Origin of the sequence: Anaeromyxobacter dehalogenans 2CP-1 (assembly GCF_000022145.1) — a bacterium.
In the GTDB taxonomy this organism is placed as follows: Bacteria; Myxococcota; Myxococcia; order Myxococcales; family Anaeromyxobacteraceae; genus Anaeromyxobacter; species Anaeromyxobacter dehalogenans.
This window is the reverse complement of sequence record NC_011891.1, coordinates 1152732-1168371: the sequence shown is the minus strand read 5'-3', so window position 1 is coordinate 1168371 and position 15640 is coordinate 1152732. Positions and strand designations below refer to the sequence as shown.

Sequence of the window (15640 nt, the reverse complement as noted above, 5' to 3'; positions counted from 1 at the left end):
CGGCTCCTCGATGCGGCGGGGCGCCGCGGAACGGCATGCTGGGCACCGGCCGTGGCCGTCCTGCGGCGCGCGCGTGACGATTCCGGGTCACCGCCGCGTGGCCGCCCGGCCGTGCCGAATCAGGCCGCCGTGCGCAGCCCGGCCGTGGCCCGGACCACGTCCCGGCGCGCCTCCGCCGCGCCGAGCGCCAGGCGCCGCTCGGGCACGATGCGACCGCCCGCGTGGACGAGGACGCGCGCCCAGCCGAGCTCGGGCGTGCTCCCCGCGTTGAGGACGTGGAGCGGCCGGTACGCGTCGGCGATCACGTGCGCGCTGGCCGCGTGACGGTGGCCGTGCGCGACGAGATCGCAGCGCCCGCGGAGCAGCCCGAGCAGCTCCTGCCCGCGGGCCAGCTCGGCCGCGTTGGGCCAGCCCAGCCAGGGGCACGGGCTCCAGGTGTTTCGACGCGCTCCCCGCGGTGGACGGCGGCAACGTCGCGTTCCCGCCGTTCGATCCCGCGGCCATGCGCGCGGCCGTGCAGGCTGCCGTCGCTGCGGTGCTGGAGGGCGGGGCCGTGCCGTTCCTGGTGGGCGGCGACCACTCGATCGCGCTGCCGGCGCTGCGGGCGGTCGCCGCGCGCCACGGACCGGTGGCGGTGGTGCACGTGGACGCGCACCTCGACACCTCCGGCCCGGAGACCTGGGGCGAGCCGTTCCACCACGGCACGCCGCTCCGCCACGCGCTCGACGAGGGGCTCGCGCTCGCCGCGCTCTCGCGCGGGGACGCGGTGCGCTCGGCGCCCGCCTCCCCCTGATCGTCCCGGCTGGGCGCTGCGCGAGAAGCTCACGCGCTCGGCACCGGCTCGCCACGCGGCGGCGCCTATACCCGGCTCCTCCCACTCCACGCAAAGGACGGTCCTTCGCATGCGATCTTCACCCGGCTCCTTCTCCCACCGCGCGCTCGCGGCGCTCGCCGCGGGCGCCCTCGCGCTCGGCGGCTGCTCGTCCGACTCCTCGTCGAGCCCGCCCCCGGCCCCGCCGCGCAACGTCCTCTTCTTCCTGGGCGACGGCATGGGCATGACCACGCTCACCGCCGCGCGCATCTACTCGGTCGGCGAGGACGGCGCGCTCACCATCGACGCGCTGCCCGAGACCGGCTTCGTCAAGACCTACTCGAACGACGCCCAGGTCACCGACAGCGCGCCGTCCATGGCCGCGTACATGACCGGCGTGAAGGCGAACAACGAGGTCATCTCGATGTCCCCCGACACGCGCGCGTTCGACGCCGCCGGCGTCGACTACCTCTCCGGCGCGGACAGCGCCTGCCCGCCCAGCGGCAACGGCGCGCCCGTGACCACGCTGCTCGAGCTCGCGAAGGCGGCCGGCCGCGCCACCGGCGTCGTGACCACCACCCGCGTCACCCACGCCACGCCGGCCGCGACCTACGCCCACGTCTGCCACCGCGACGCCGAGAACACGATCGCCGCGCAGCTCGTCCCGGGCGCCGGCTTCAACGCGGCGCTCGGCTCGGGGGTCGACGTGGTGCTGGGCGGCGGCCGCCGGCACTTCCTCCCCGCCGCCAAGGGCGGCGCCCGCACCGACGGGCGCGACCTCGTCGCCGAGCTGAAGGCGGCGGGCTGGGCCTACGCCTCCACCGAGGCGGAGCTGGACGCCGCGCCGGCCGGCGGCCGGCTCCTCGGCCTGTTCACGGGAAGCCACATGGCCTACGACCTCGACCGCGACCCGGCCGCGCAGCCCAGCCTGGCCGAGATGACCGGGAAGGCGCTCGACGTGCTCACGCGCAACCCGAAGGGCTTCTTCTTGATGGTCGAGGGCGGGCGCATCGACCACGCCCTCCACGAGACCACCGCGAAGAAGGCGCTCCAGGACACCGTGGCGTTCGACCACGCCATCGCGACCGCGCTCGCGCGCATGCAGCAGGTCGACCCCGGCCTGAAGAACACGCTCGTGGTGGTCACCGCCGACCACGACCACACGCTCGTCCTGAACGGCTACGCGCGGCGGACGGGCCCGACCACCGCGGCCGCCCCAGGTGTCCTCGGCCTCGTCCGCAACGTGCTCACCGGCGCGCCCGACCCGGACGTGGGCGGGCTCCCGTACACGGTGATCGGCTTCGGGAACGGCGAGAGCCGCCCGGCCACGCGCACCGCGCTCGACGACGCGACCGTCTCCGCGAGCACCTACCACCAGGAGGCCGCCGTCCCCATGCCGGCCGGCGGCGAGACCCACGGCGGCACCGACGTGTTCATCGGCGCAGCCGGGCTCGGCGCGGAGCGCTTCACCGGGGTCATCGACAACACCGCCGTCTTCACGCTGGTCCGCCGGGCCGCGGGCCTCTAGCCCTCGCTCCCAGGAGACACTCCCATGCACGCACGCACCCTCGCGGCGCTCGCGCTCGCGCTCTCCGCCGGCGACGCCGTCGCCGCCGGCCCGGCCAAGAACGTCATCTTCTTCCTCGGCGACGGGATGGGTCCCACCACCGTGACCGCCGCACGCATCTTCGCGCACGGCGAGGCCGGCGCCCTCGCCATGGACGGCCTCGGCCGCACGGCCCGGGTCAAGACCTACTCCGCGAACGCCCAGACCACCGACAGCGCGCCCTCCATGTCGGCGTACATGACCGGCGTGAAGATGAACAACGAGGTGGTCTCGATGTCCGCGGAGACCTCCGCGGCGGACCTGTCCGTCACCCCGCCGGCCCCTTACGTCTCCGGCGCGGACTCCACCTGCCCCGAGACCGGCAACGGCTCGCCGGTGACCACGCTGCTCGAGCTCGCCAAGGCCGCCGGCAAGGCGGTCGGCGCGGTGACCACCACCCGCGTCACCCACGCCACCCCGGCCGCGACGTACTCGCACCTCTGCCACCGCGACGGCGAGAACACCATCGCGGAGCAGGTGACCCCGGGGCATCCGGGCTTCAACCCCGCCCTGGGCGCCGGTGTGGACGTGCTGCTCGGCGGCGGCTGGCGGCACTTCGTCCCCAGCACCACCACCGGCAGCAAGCGGTCCGACGCGACCGACCTCACCGCGCTGTTCACCGGGGCCGGCTACACCTACGTCACCAGCGGCAGCGCGCTCGCGGCGGTGGACCCCGCCGCGACCACCCGCCTCCTGGGCCTGTTCAACCGCGATCACCTGTCGTACGAGCTGGACCGTGTCGCGAACGGCGCCGACGAGCCCAGCCTCGCGGACATGACCGAGAAGGCCATCCGCATCCTCTCCAGGGACGGCGACGGCTTCTTCCTCATGGTCGAGGGCGGCCGCATCGACCACGCGCTCCACGGGACGAACGCGCGGCGCGCGCTCGAGGACACGGTCGCGTTCGACGACGCCATCGCGCGGGCGCTCGCGCTCGTGGACCCTGCCGACACGCTCATCGTGGTCACCGCCGACCACGACCACACCCTCGCGTTCAACGGCTATGCCCACCGCGGCAATCCGGTGCTCGGCCTCTCCACCGACCTCAAGCAGACCGCGGTGACCGGCGCACCCGTCCCGGCGCTCGCCGCCGACGGCCGGGCGTACACGACGCTCGTCTTCGGCAACGGCGGCACGCCCCGGAACGCCGACCGGGCCGACCCGAGCCTGGTCGACACCACCGCCCCCGGCTACCTGCAGGACGTCGGCGTCCAGCTCGGCACCCCGGGTTCCGAGACGCACGGCGGCGGCGACGTGATGCTGTTCGCGAAGGGCGCCGGGAGCGCCGGGTTCAAGGGGACGATCGACAACACGCGCGTGTTCGGCCTGGTGCGCGCGGCGATGGGGCTGTAGCGATGCGCCGGATGATCGCCTGCACCCTCGCGATCGGGGTGGCCTCGGCCGCGGCCCTGCCCGCGGCCGGCGTCGCCTCCCCGCCGCCGCTGGACCTCGAGCTCCGCCACACCGTGGTCTCGAACGGCGCCGACGGCGTCACGCGCACCACCGCGTTCCGCGAGCGCGTCCACCGCCGGGCCGACGTCGTCTGGATCGAGCGGGTGCTTCCGCACGAGGCGCACGCCGCCGCGCCCGGTGGCGCGGCGGGCCACGAGGGACACGCCCACGAGGACCTCGCCACCGCCGCGCGCTGGATCACGCCCGCGGGCCAGGGCATCCGGCTGCGCCTGGTGGTGCCGGATCGGAAGCTGGTGCTCGAGGTCCCGGAGCCCGATCGCGCGGCGGTGGGCTTCGAGGGCGACTGGGAGACGTCCTCGCGCTTCATCCCGGCGCGTGCGCTCGCGGCCATGACCCCGTCGGCGCGCCCCGCGCCGGCGGGCGCGCGCTGGTACGAGCGGCGCACCGCCGAGGGCACGACCCGCGTCCTGTGGGACGTCGCCGGGGAGTATCCGCGGCGCGTGGAGAGCCGCACCGCGGCAGGCGCGATCGTGAGGACCTCCATCGCCGAGCGCGTCCGCGCCCCCTCCCCCGCACCATGGACGGCGGTCGCCGGCTGGGCGGCGAAGGAGTACACGGACGTGCTCGACTGAGCCGGACCGGAGCCGGCGGCCGCCGCGCCGCCGGCTCACGCGTCCAGCGGCACCGACACGACGACCATCGGGATCCCCTCGCGCTGCAGGCGCGTCTGGAGCCGAACCGACAGGTCGTCGTCGCGCAGGAGCGGATCGACGGCCGCGCCCTCGGGCGTGGAGCGGAAGCCCACCACCACGCTCGGCGCGGGCCGCCGGCGCATCAGGTCGGCGATCAGTGACGCGGTGGTCTCGAGCGCGTCGGCGCCCCGGCGCAGCGCGATGGCGACCGGAAGCCCGCTCCGGCGGACCTCCTCGGCGAGGGCCTCGAGCTGCCGGCGGCGCTGCCGCTCGCGCGCGCGCAGGTGCTCCTCCCCCTGCACCGCCTCGGCGTCGAGCAGGGTGGCGCCGGCCAGGATCACCCCTCCCAGGCCGGCGGTGAGCCGCGCCAGCCACGCGAGGCCGACGCGCGCGAGCGCGGTGCGATCGCCCAGCACCAGCACGGCGATGGGGACGTCTCGCCCGATGAGCGTCCCGGCGCCGACCACCTCGGCCTGGCGCTCCTCCGGCACCACCGGCGGGGAGGCCTGGCCCGCCGCCGCCTCCGCGGCGCGCGCCACCGCCTCGTAGCGGCGGCGGATCGCGAGGGCCAGCGCCACGGCGGCGGCCACGAGCAGGAGCGTGACCGCGGCCCCTGCGCGCCAGCGGGCGGCGGTGCCAGCCAGGATCACCGCGCAGAGCGTGAGCGCCAGGGCGTGGAGCGCGGCGTCCGCGCGCCAGGGCGCGTGCAGCAGCCGGCGGCGGAGCGCGTGCCGCAGCATCGCCCACTGGCTGATGCTGAACGTCACGAACACGCTGGTGACGAACACCGCGATGAGCGGCTCCAGCGCGGCGCCGGTGAGCGCGGTCGCGGCGAGCGCGACGGTGGCGACCACCAGGATGCCGGCCGCGGGCGCGAGCCGCCCGTTCAGCCGCGACAGGCGGCGCGGCAGGTACCGGTCGGTGGCGAGCGCGCCGAGGATGCGCGGGCCGTCCACGAACCCGGTCTGCGCCGCCATCACCAGGAGGGCCGCCTCGGCGAGCAGCGGGACCGCGACCGCCAGCCGCCCGGCCAAGCCGCCCCCCACCAGCTGCGCGGCGGCGCGCTCGAACAGCGCCGCGTTCATGGGGACCCCGGGCGACGGGCGGACGTCGTACGCGAGGTAGCCGGCCAGGATGACGGTGATGAGCAGCGCCGGAACGCCCGCCAGGAGCAGCATGGTGCGCCGCGCGGAGCGGACCTTGGGCTCGCGCAGGATGGGCACGCCGTTCGAGACCGCCTCGAGCCCGGTGTAGATGGCCCCACCCATCGCGTACGCCCGCACCACCGTGCCCAGCGCGCCGACCGCGCCGCGATCGGCGGCGAGCCTCGAGAGGTCGCCCGGCACGGCCGCGACCGCGTCCGGGATGGCGCCGGCGCGCTGGGCGAGCGCCGCCCCGAGCACCAGCAGGTGCGAGCCGACGAACGCGAGCAGGATGGGGGCGAGGAGCGCGACCGACTCCTTCACGCCCCGGAGGTTCACGATCGCGAGCAGCGCCACGAGCGCCAGCGCCGCCGGGAGGCGCATCGCCGCCCAGCCGGCCGGGAGCACGGCCGCGGCGGCCTCGACGCAGGTGACCACCGACACCGCGACGTTGAAGCCGGCGTCGAGCACCAGCGCCACGCCCGACACCAGCGCCGCGCGCTCGCCCGCGGCGTACCGCGCGGCGGTGTAGCCGCCGCCGCCGTGCGGGAAGTGCACCACCATCCGCGTGTAGGCGAGCGCGAGGACCGCGAGCGTCGCCAGCGTGGCCAGCCCCGCGACCACCAGCACGCCGCGGTGCCCGCCGCTGGCGCGGCCGAGCACGTCCGGGCCGTACACGCAGGAGCCGAGGAGGTCCCCGCCCATCGCGATCCAGGCGGCGAGGACGCCGACCGTGACCCGGTCGAGCACCCGCGGATCCGACAGGTCGGGATCGGTGCCGAGGACGGCGTGCCGGAGCCGGCGCACCCCTCGACGTTGTGCACGGGATCAGCGCGCCGGCTTCGAGCGGGCGGCGGACGGGCGCGTCGCCCTCGACCGGCCGGCCGTCGACCCCGCGCGCCGCGTCGCGATCGCGTGCAGGAACGCCTCCACGTCCACGAGATCGCGCGCGCCGAGCGGCCGCAGGCGCTCGAGCAGCCCGTCGGAGAAGGTCCGCAGCGCCGCGTAGGCGCTCCACCCGGGCGCCGCGTCGAGGCGCAGGTCGAACCCGAGGCGATCCGCGGCGGCCGAGGCGATCCGCGGCGACAGGAACACCTGCTTCGCCGGCGAGGCGACGAACGGGAGCGCGGTCGCGAGCGGCCACGCCACGGCCGAGTCGCCGAGCGCGCCCGCGGCGGCGAACAGGCGCTCGAACCGTGCCCGCGCGGGCGAGGGCACCGACAGCACCGCGAGCACCGCCTCGAAGAACGGGAGCGCGGTCTCCGCGTCGGCGAGCGCCGCTTCTACCTCGTCGAGGTCCACGGTGCCCGCGGCGGCGGCCTTCCCGAGCACCCGCAGGGCGCGCTCGACCAGCGCGCGGTGATCGCCGTCCGCGAGCAGCGCCGCGGCGGCGCCGTCCCCGAACGCGCCCTCCATCTCGGCGGCGGCGGCGCGCCAGGCAGCGGCGCGGCCGCCGGGCGCGAGGTACGCCTCGCCGGAGAAGCCGCCGGGGTACGCCGCCGTGAACTGCGCCACCGCCTGATCGTGCGTGATCCAGCTCGCCGCCAGCGCGTAGCGTCGCGTCTCGGCGTCGAGCGAGAACGGCGTGAGCCCCTCCAGCCAGGGATCGTTCCCGGCGGCCTCGCGGCGGAGCAGGCGCCGCGCGTCCGGCAGGCGGAGCTTCGCAGCGAAGCGCGACTCGGCCGCGGGGAAGAACACGTGCACCGCGTTCGGCTCGAGCGCCACCACGCGCCCGAGGCCCAGGGTCGCGTGCCGGACCAGCGTGCCCGTCGACAGATCATCCATGGGTCGCTCCTCTTCGCGAGGGCGACCGTTCGACGCGAACGGAGGTCGGCGCGATGTTGCTGCCACGGAGTTGTACGCTGCCGCCGGTCCGGCGGCCAGCCCCTCCCCCCCCCGTTGGCGCCGCGGCGGGCCGGGCGGCGAGCGCCCGCCGGCCGCGGCGAGGCGTCAGCGCGTGCCGGCGAGCAGCTCCCGCGCGTCGTCCACCACCCCGTCTACCCACTCGATCACCGCCCGCACCCGCGGGACGCGCCGCAGGTCGCCGTGCACGAGGAGCCACAGGTCGTACGAGGGCGGCTCCGGGCCGTCGAGCCGGACGAGCGCCGGGTCGCCGTCGGCGACGAAGCACGGCAGCACCGCGGCCCCGATCCCGGTGCGCGCGGCCGCGGCGAGCGCCAGGCTGGTGTTGCAGCGGAACGCCACGGCCCGGGCCGGCGCGAGGTCGTCCATCCAGCGCTCCTGGGGCGAGGTCGCGCCCTCGTAGGCGAGCACCGGGTCGCGGGCCAGGTCCATCCGGCCGCGCCGCTCCGCCGCGAACGCGGGCGAGGCGTAGATGCCGTAGGCGACCGACGCGAGCTTCCGCGCGACCAGGCCCGCGTCGCTCGGGCGGCCCAGCCGGAGCGCCAGGTCCGCCTCGCGGCGCGTGAGGTCGTAGTTCCGGAAGTCGGCCGACACGTCCAGGAGCAGGCGGGGATGCCGCGCGCGGAGCGACGGCACCGTGCCGGCCGGCGTCCGGTCGCGCGCGTCGGCGTGCCGCGCGATGGCGAGGACGTCCTCCTCCACGCGCGAGGCGAGCGCCGCCAGCTCCTCGCCCGCGGCGGTGCAGGCCCAGCCCTGCGGGCCGCGCTCGAACAGCGGCAGGCCGAGCTCCTCCTCCAGCGCGGCCACGCGGCGCCCGACGGTGTTGCGATCCACCCCGAGCCGCTTCGCCGCGCGGGCGAGGCTGCCGCTGCGGGACAGCTCGAGGAAGAACAGCAGGTTTCCCCAGTCGAGCGGGCCCGACCGCGCCATCGCGGCGCGCATCGGGTCCACCGCGCGCGGGTTCCTCGCCATCGCACGCCTCCCCGCCCCTCGTGCCGCGGGCGGGGCGGCGCGGACGCCGGAGCGCCCGCACGGGCAGAGGTGATAGCACGGCGAAGGGCGGGCCGGGCTCGCCCGGTCAGGCCGCGCGGCGCTCGGGTCGGCTGGCGGGCTCGGACGGCGGGACCGCGGCGTACGCGGCGAACGCGAGCGCGCCCACCGCGAGGCCGCCCGCCATGCCGAGCGAGAGCGTCCGTGCCGAGCCCCACAGCAGCGGCGCGAGCGCCGCCGCCACCAGGGCGTTGCCCGCCGTCTGCACGAACGCCTGGCAGGAGGAGGCCATCCCGCGCCGTTCCGGGAACAGGTCGAGCGCCATGAGGGTCAGCGAGGGCATCGCGAGGGACGTGCCCAGCACGTAGCCGACGAGCGGCAGCACGCTCCACGGCAGGGCGGGCGCGTGCAGCGCGTGGAACAGCACGTTCGCGAGGGCGGCCACCGCCATCGCGGCGAAGCCCCAGGCGACGGTGCGCTGGTTCGTCATCCGTCCCGCGAGCGCGCCGGACGCCCAGTTGCCGAGCATCATGCCGCCGCTGATGGGGCCGAACAGCCAGAGGAAGCCGGTCTCGCCGACCCCGAGGTGGCGGAGCAGGAACACCGGCGCGGCCACGATGTACAGGAAGACCGCCGAGAAGCTGCAGGTGACGCCCGCCACCAGCGCCAGGAACGCGCGGGACGAGAGCACCTCGCGGTAGCCGCGCAGCATGGAGCGGACCTGGAGCGGCCGCCGCTGCGCCGGCGCCAGCGTCTCGGGCAGCGCGCGCCAGCACCAGGCGCACAGGGCCGCGGAGAACAGCGCCAGGAAGCCGAACACCGCGCGCCAGCCCAGCCACACGTGCAGCCAGCCGCCCACGACCGGCCCGAGCGCCGGCGCGATCGCGAACACCAGCGCGATGCGGCTCATCAGCCGGCGGGCCTCGGCCCCGTCGAGCAGGTCGCGCACCACCGCGCGGCCGATCACCATGCCCGCCCCGGCGGTCGCGCCCTGCAGCGCCCGGAACGCGACGAGCGCCTCGATGCGCCAGGAGAGCATGCAGCCGACGGAGGCGAGCGCGAACAGCGCCAGCATCGCGAGCGTCACGCGCCGGCGGCCCAGCGCGTCGGAGATGGCGCCCTGCCAGAGCGTCATCACCGAGAACGGCACCATGTACGCGGTGAGCGTCTGCTGCACCAGCACCGCCGGCGCGCCGAAGACCCGCCCGATCTCCGGGAACGACGGGAGGTACGCGTCGGTGGAGAACGGGCCGAGCGCCGAGAGCGCGGCGAGCAGCACTGCGAGCCGCCCGTGGTGCCGGGCGGTGGCGGGGGTGAGGCGTGGCATCGGGGGGAGCCGAGGTGTAGCCCCTCCGGCGGCGGCGCTCAAGCCGCCTCCGGGCGGCGCGCCCGGGCTCACCCGATGTTGAGCGAGCGCATGCGCCGCCAGAGCGTGCTGCGCGAGAGCCCCAGCGCTCGCGCCGCCTCCGCGCGGCTCCAGCGGTGCGCCTGCAGGGCGGCCTCGATGGCGGCGCGCTCGTACGCGTCCGCCGGCTCGAACGCGCGCACCGGCGCGTGCTCCGGCGCCCCGCCGCCGAGCACCTCCGGCGGCAGGTCCTCGGGCTGCACCGTCTGGCCCCGGCACACCGTCACGGCGAACTCGAGCGCGTTCTCGAGCTCGCGCACGTTGCCCGGCCACGAGTGCGACATGAGCGCCCGGAGCGCGTCCGGCGAGAAGCGCACCGCCCGGCCGGCCCGCGCGCAGACGCGGGACAGGAGGAGCTGCGCCATCGGCTCGATGTCCTCCCGCCGCTCACGGAGCGGGGGGATCTCCACCGGGAACACGCGCAGGCGGTAGTACAGGTCCTCGCGGAACGTCCCGTCCGCCACGGCGCGGCGCAGGTCGCGGTTCGTGGCCGCGATGATGCGCGCGTCGGCGCGGCGCGGCTGGTTCTCGCCGACGCGCTCGTAGGTGTGCTCCTGCAGCACGCGCAGCAACTTGACCTGCAGGTGCAGCGGCAGGTCGCCGACCTCGTCGAGGAACAGCGTGCCCTGGGCGGCCGCGGCGAAGCGGCCCGGCCGGTCGCGGGTGGCGCCGGTGAACGCGCCGCGCACGTGGCCGAACAGCTCGCTCTCGAGCAGGTCGCCCGGCAGCGCGGCGGCGTTCACCGCCACGAACGGCCCGCTCCGGCGCGGCGAGTGCGCGTGGATGAGCCGCGCCAGGACCTCCTTGCCCGAGCCGCTCTCGCCGGTGACGAGCACCGAGGCCTCGCTGTACTGCAGGCTCTCCACCAGCCGCACCACCCGGCCCATGGCGCGCGAGCGGCTGATGATGCCGGTGGTGGCCAGCGCGGCGGCGGCGTCGCCCGCCTCCTCCTCGGCGGGCCGGAGCACCACCAGGTAGCGCGCGTCCCGCGCGCACACGCCGTGCGGATCGAGCTGGAGCGGCGCGGCGGTGACGGAGAGCAGGTGCGAGGCACCGTCGCCGGCCCGGAGCAGCGCGCGCCAGCCCTCGCGCTTCTCGCCCGCCAGCAGCGCGTGGCGGATGGGGCCGTCCGCGCCGAACAGCTCGGCGCCGAGCAGCGCCTCCACCGGCGTCCCGACCGTCCGCGCCGCGGCGCCTTCCCCGAGCAGCACGTCCAGGCGCGACGACACGTGCCGCACCCGGAACTGGTCGTCGAGCGCCATGCACACGCGCCCGAGGGATCCGAAGGCCGCGTTCACCGCGGCGAAGGCGACCTCGCTGCCCTGCTCCGATGCGCTCATGTGCCGCAGGCTGGCATGTCGCGTCGCAGCGCGAAACGCGGTGTTTCGTCGCGCTGAAACGTTCCGTGTCGTCGCGACCGGCGCGCCCGTCGCAACCGCTCGGAATCAGGGCACTCGGTCGCAGGCACGCGTCCCGCAAAGGGCATGAGCGAGGCCCGTGCGGCCGTCCACTGAACAGGAGATCCCGCGTGCGCAAGCTGATCCGAATCATCGTGACGGGGGCGGCGCTGGCCGCCCTGACGCTGCCGCTGGCCGGCCGCGCCGCCGACCCCGATCCGCAGCAGAAGAAGCTCGACGAGCTGGCGAAGGAGCTCGAGGCGCTGAAGCAGCAGGTGAAGAAGGACGAGGAGAAGTCGCTCAGCAAGTGGCTGACCGTGAGCGGCGACTACCGGTTCCGCCTCGACTCGCTGAAGGGCGAGGTCCCCGCGTACTACCAGTACATGGGGCCGGCGGCCATGCCGGTGCCGATGCCCGGCTTCGACCCGGAGAACGGGACGCTGATGACGAACCGCTTCGGCCTGAACCTGAAGGCCAAGGCGACGCGGAACGTCACGGTCACGACGCGCCTGCTCATGAACAAGACGAGCGGCATGCAGACCGCCGACGCGACCAACGCCGGCTTCTTCGCGGACCGGATGTCGGTCCTGGACGGCACCATCGGCCACATCCCGACGGACAACGTCCTCCGCGTGGACCAGGTGTTCGCCACCTGGAGCAACATCTTCGACCAGCCGGTGTGGTTCTCGGTCGGCCGCCGCCCGTCCACGGGCGGTTCGCCCACCCACGTGCGGCAGAACGGCGAGCGCCCCGGCAACGGCGGCGTGCCCGGCCTGCTGGTGGACTACGCGTTCGACGGCATGACGCTGGGCTGGGCGCCGGAGATCGACGCGCTCCCCGGCGCGTTCGCGAAGCTCTGCTACGGCCGCGGCTTCGAGGCCGGCTACAGCAACACCAACGACCTGAAGGACACCGACATGGTCGGCGTCCAGGTCGTTCCGGTGGACACGGATCCGCTCCGCGTCGACTTCCAGTGGAACCGCGGGTTCAACATCTTCGACGACCCGAACAACGTGGGCGTCGAGCTCGGCGACATCGACTGGTACGGCGTGGGCGTGCTCAGCACGCTGAAGGGCATCGGCCCCGGCAGCCTCACCTCGTTCGCGAGCGGCGGCGTCAGCATCACCCACCCGAACGGGAAGCACATGCTGCTCGGCGGGATGGACTCCGGCGCCGGCCTGCTCACCAGCGGCCCGGACGACTCCGACCGCACTGGCTGGGGCGCGTACGCGGGCCTCCGCTACGACCTGCCCGCCGGCACCAAGATCGGCGGCGAGTACAACCACGGCTCGAAGTACTGGATGCCGTTCGACCCCGCCGCCGACGACCTGTGGACGAGCAAGCTCGGCACCCGCGGCAACGTCTACGAGGCGTACCTGATCCAGGAGCTGCCGCTGCCGGCGATCTCCTCGTTCGTCAGCAAGGCGTTCTTCAAGGTGGGCTGGCAGTACTACGACTTCGACTACACCGGCAGCAACAACTGGATCGGCGCCCCGGTGAAGATCTCGGAGCTGATGGCCAGCCCCATGAACGCGCAGATGCTCCCGCCCATGAAGTCCGCGCAGGACTTCTACGGCACGTTCGAGGTGCGGTTCTAGGCCACGCGCGCGCGGCGGGGGACGAGGCCGTCCCTCGCCGCGTGCGGCCTCTCGTCGCACGCCGAACCCGCCCGCGCCGCACCTGGCTCACGCCGCAGCAGGCACCAACCCTCCCCCGCAGCAGCAGCACCCGTTCCAAGGAGATCCCAATGAAGAAGGCTCTCGCAGTCGTGGTCGCGGTCGTCCAGCTGGCGATGTGCGTGGTGGCGCTGAGCGGCGTCGCCCGGGCCGACGAGACGAAGATGGTGGGCGTCATCACGAAGATCGAGCTCGCGGGGAAGGACGCGAAGACCGCGACGGTCGTCCTGAAGGACGTCAAGACCGAGGAGCTGGTCGAGGTGGTGATCCAGGACGACCTCACGCTCGACAAGTTCAAGGACCACCGCATCGTCGAGGGCGACGAGATCCGGTGCAAGTACGAGGTCAAGGACGGCAAGAAGCTGTCGACCTACTTCCGCAAGACGGCCGGCTGCTGATCGCGGCGCCCCTCCCACGTCCCCCCGACCGAGGAACCAGACCATGAGACGTTCGGCGGCAGTCGCGTCCGCGCTGATCGCGCTGCTCCAGGCCCCCGGCGCGCTCGCCGCTGAGCACCCGGGCCGGAGCCAGATCGAGAAGGACGGCTACAAGGGCCCGTCCACCTGCGAGGAGTGCCATCCCGGCAAGGCCAAGGAGTTCCTCGGCACGGTCCACTGGAAGCACGCCTCCAAGGTGGACAACGTCGAGAACCTGGACCCGAAGCAGGAATACGGGATGAAGAACCGCATCTACACGATGTGCAACGGCAACGACATCGTGAACAACCTGAAGGAGATCCCGAAGAACGCGGACGGCAAGTCCAAGTTCACGGGCTGCAACACCTGCCACCCCGGCAACCACCTGAACGACGTGGGCAGCAGCGGGCCCGAGGCGGAGGCGGCGGTGGACTGCCTGGTCTGCCACTCCACCGAGTACGACTTCCGCCAGCGCAAGCCGTACAAGGACGAGCAGGGCCGCGTGGTGATGGGCCAGGACCGCAGCACGAAGGCCGCGCTCGCGATCGGCAAGCCCACCGTGAAGAACTGCATGACCTGCCACGAGACCGCGGGCGGCGGCGTGCTGGTGAAGCGCGGCTTCTCGTTCACGAAGGACACCGACGCGCACGCCGCGAAGGGCATGGTGTGCGTGGACTGCCACCAGGCGAAGGACCACCGCATCCCGACCGGCTTCGACCCGAACAACTGGGCGAACGACGGCCTGCGCCTCTCCTGCGACGGCTGCCACGGCGAGAAGCCGCACAAGAGCGCGGACTACAACCGCCACACCGCGCGGATCGCCTGCCAGACCTGCCACATCCCGCGCACCGGCGGCGCGGTGGCGAAGGACTTCACGGTCTGGGAGAAGGGCGGCGACGGCTTCTACGAGCCGACCACGCTGAAGAAGGACGCGAACGAGACCGTCCCGGTCTACGCCTGGTACGACCAGAAGGTCCGCAACGAGCCGCACTTCATCGGCCCGAAGGGCAGCCGCAAGGACGGGAAGAGCAAGATCTACCCGTTCAAGATCTACATGGGGAAGGCGTTCTACGACGCGAAGTCGGGGAAGCTGCTCTCCATGGACTTCGCGCCGCCGATGGCGAACGGCGACACCCGCGCCGGCGTCGAGTCGGCCGCGCGGACGCTGGGGATGAAGGATCCGGCGGCGGTGGCGAAGGCCGCGGTGCCCGGCTGGCAGACGATCTACTTCGGCAGCAACCACCTGGTGACGCGGTCGAAGGCGCTGAACTGCGTCAACTGCCACGGCGTGAACGGCGTGCTGAACTTCCGCGAGCTCGGGTACGCGCCCGCCGAGGTGAAGAAGCTGACGAACCCGGAGCTCTACTTCAAGCAGCTCGTCGAGAAGCAGAAGGAAGAGTGGTGACGGCCCGCGCAGCGCGCCCGCGTTCCCCAAGCGGCGCGGCCGCTGCGCGGCCCTCACGCGCAGGAGCCCAGGTCCGCCCTCCGGGCTCGCCGCCGCCGCGCGGGCGGCCGCGAGCTCCGGCCGGCGTGGGCCTCCGGCGCTGAGCGACGCCCCTCGTCCCGGAGCCCCCCTGCTCCGGGACGAGGGGATCGCCTTCTCGGGGCGCGCCCGCGCCCGGCGAGCCCGCCGCCCCGGGCGGACGGTAGAGTTCTGGTTTCCCATCGCCTTCGGGCAGGAGACGCCATGAGCTCCACGCGCCGGCACCCGCACGTTGTGAACGTCGCCGAGATCCCCCAGACCGTCGCAGAGAAGGGCACGCGGTTCGCGTTCCGGCGCCGCCAGCTGTCCGCCGAGAGCGGCGGCGAGCAGCTCGGCTGCAGCCACATGGAGCTGCCGCCGGGCAAGACCGCCTGGGCGCACCACTTCCACTGCGCGAACGAGGAGGCGATCTTCGTGATCGCCGGGAGCGGGCTGCTGCGCGTCGGCGACGCCGAGGTGCGGGTCGGCCCGGGCGACTACGTCGCGCTGCCCGCGGGCCCGGGCGCCGCCCACCAGCTCCGCAACGACGGCGCGGAGCCGCTGCAGTACCTCGCGCTCTCCACGATGCTCCCCACCGACATCACCGTGTACCCCGACTCCGGCAAGGTGGGCCTGTTCGCGGGCGCGGCGCCGGGCGGGCCGAAGGAGCGGCGCTACCTGGCGGGCTTCACCGCCCGGCCCGAGGGCGGCGCCTGGTTCGACGGCGAGCGCGTCGACGGCTGACGCGCCCGGCGACGGGACGGGCC

13 protein-coding genes and 1 pseudogene are annotated in these 15640 nt (G+C 74.6%); 8 read left to right on the top strand and 6 right to left on the bottom strand.

Translation table 11 applies throughout. The features are described from left to right. Positions 1-119 precede the first annotated feature (119 nt). The gene (locus tag A2CP1_RS05190) at positions 120-305 is read right to left on the bottom strand and encodes a hypothetical protein (protein WP_012632388.1); all 186 of its coding nucleotides are present in this window, start codon (positions 303-305) and stop codon (positions 120-122) included. Positions 306-388: 83 nt separating this feature from the next. On the opposite strand from A2CP1_RS05190, the pseudogene A2CP1_RS05185 reads away from it, so the two are divergent. From A2CP1_RS05185 to A2CP1_RS05170, 4 genes and pseudogenes are all read left to right on the top strand, one after another. Next, positions 389-793 (top strand): annotated as a pseudogene (locus tag A2CP1_RS05185) (arginase family protein); the annotation flags it as partial. 109 nt (positions 794-902) lie between these two features. Next, on the top strand, positions 903-2339 hold the full coding sequence (locus A2CP1_RS05180) for an alkaline phosphatase (RefSeq protein WP_012632386.1): 1437 nt from the start codon (positions 903-905) through the stop codon (positions 2337-2339). A gap of 24 nt (positions 2340-2363) precedes the next feature. Then, complete coding sequence (locus A2CP1_RS05175; RefSeq protein ID WP_012632385.1) at positions 2364-3770, top strand: alkaline phosphatase; 1407 nt, start codon at positions 2364-2366, stop codon at positions 3768-3770. Positions 3771-3781: 11 nt separating this feature from the next. Next, complete coding sequence (locus tag A2CP1_RS05170; protein ID WP_245529985.1) at positions 3782-4462, top strand: hypothetical protein; 681 nt, start codon at positions 3782-3784, stop codon at positions 4460-4462. A gap of 35 nt (positions 4463-4497) precedes the next feature. Here A2CP1_RS05170 and A2CP1_RS05165 read toward each other — a convergent pair whose 3' ends face one another. The 5 genes from A2CP1_RS05165 to A2CP1_RS05145 form a co-directional block, all read right to left on the bottom strand. Further along, positions 4498-6471, bottom strand: coding sequence for an APC family permease (locus tag A2CP1_RS05165; RefSeq protein WP_012632383.1), 1974 nt, complete (start codon positions 6469-6471; stop codon positions 4498-4500). A gap of 21 nt (positions 6472-6492) precedes the next feature. Then, positions 6493-7449 carry a hypothetical protein gene (locus tag A2CP1_RS05160; RefSeq protein ID WP_012632382.1) on the bottom strand — a complete coding sequence of 319 codons (957 nt, stop codon included), beginning with the start codon at positions 7447-7449 and terminating at the stop codon, positions 6493-6495. A gap of 165 nt (positions 7450-7614) precedes the next feature. Continuing rightward, positions 7615-8499, bottom strand: a complete 885-nt coding sequence (locus A2CP1_RS05155; protein WP_012632381.1) for a LysR family transcriptional regulator — start codon at positions 8497-8499, stop codon at positions 7615-7617. A gap of 106 nt (positions 8500-8605) precedes the next feature. Beyond that, on the bottom strand, positions 8606-9844 hold the full coding sequence (locus A2CP1_RS05150; protein WP_012632380.1) for a multidrug effflux MFS transporter: 1239 nt from the start codon (positions 9842-9844) through the stop codon (positions 8606-8608). 68 nt (positions 9845-9912) lie between these two features. Beyond that, positions 9913-11262, bottom strand: a complete 1350-nt coding sequence (locus tag A2CP1_RS05145) for a sigma-54 interaction domain-containing protein (RefSeq protein ID WP_012632379.1) — start codon at positions 11260-11262, stop codon at positions 9913-9915. A 188-nt stretch (positions 11263-11450) separates the two neighbouring features. Here A2CP1_RS05145 and A2CP1_RS05140 point away from each other — a divergent pair, with 188 nt between their 5' ends. The 4 genes from A2CP1_RS05140 (at position 11451) to A2CP1_RS05125 (ending at position 15617) form a co-directional block, all read left to right on the top strand. Next, positions 11451-12917, top strand: coding sequence for a DUF3373 domain-containing protein (locus A2CP1_RS05140; RefSeq protein WP_012632378.1), 1467 nt, complete (start codon positions 11451-11453; stop codon positions 12915-12917). 149 nt (positions 12918-13066) lie between these two features. Beyond that, positions 13067-13393, top strand: a complete 327-nt coding sequence (locus A2CP1_RS05135) for a hypothetical protein (RefSeq protein WP_012632377.1) — start codon at positions 13067-13069, stop codon at positions 13391-13393. 43 nt (positions 13394-13436) lie between these two features. Further along, positions 13437-14816, top strand: coding sequence for a multiheme c-type cytochrome (locus A2CP1_RS05130; RefSeq protein ID WP_012632376.1), 1380 nt, complete (start codon positions 13437-13439; stop codon positions 14814-14816). Between the two features lie 282 nt (positions 14817-15098). Further along, complete coding sequence (locus A2CP1_RS05125; protein ID WP_012632375.1) at positions 15099-15617, top strand: cupin domain-containing protein; 519 nt, start codon at positions 15099-15101, stop codon at positions 15615-15617. Positions 15618-15640 lie beyond the last annotated feature (23 nt).

Coding starts and splice junctions, on each gene's coding strand:
- A2CP1_RS05155 (WP_012632381.1), bottom strand. CDS start 8,499: ATGGCGAGGAACCCGCGCGCGGTGGACCCGATGCGCGCCGCGATGGCG.
- A2CP1_RS05150 (WP_012632380.1), bottom strand. CDS start 9,844: ATGCCACGCCTCACCCCCGCCACCGCCCGGCACCACGGGCGGCTCGCA.
- A2CP1_RS05170 (WP_245529985.1), top strand. CDS start 3,782: ATGATCGCCTGCACCCTCGCGATCGGGGTGGCCTCGGCCGCGGCCCTG.
- A2CP1_RS05175 (WP_012632385.1), top strand. CDS start 2,364: ATGCACGCACGCACCCTCGCGGCGCTCGCGCTCGCGCTCTCCGCCGGC.
- A2CP1_RS05130 (WP_012632376.1), top strand. CDS start 13,437: ATGAGACGTTCGGCGGCAGTCGCGTCCGCGCTGATCGCGCTGCTCCAG.
- A2CP1_RS05160 (WP_012632382.1), bottom strand. CDS start 7,449: ATGGATGATCTGTCGACGGGCACGCTGGTCCGGCACGCGACCCTGGGC.
- A2CP1_RS05135 (WP_012632377.1), top strand. CDS start 13,067: ATGAAGAAGGCTCTCGCAGTCGTGGTCGCGGTCGTCCAGCTGGCGATG.
- A2CP1_RS05180 (WP_012632386.1), top strand. CDS start 903: ATGCGATCTTCACCCGGCTCCTTCTCCCACCGCGCGCTCGCGGCGCTC.
- A2CP1_RS05125 (WP_012632375.1), top strand. CDS start 15,099: ATGAGCTCCACGCGCCGGCACCCGCACGTTGTGAACGTCGCCGAGATC.
- A2CP1_RS05145 (WP_012632379.1), bottom strand. CDS start 11,262: ATGAGCGCATCGGAGCAGGGCAGCGAGGTCGCCTTCGCCGCGGTGAAC.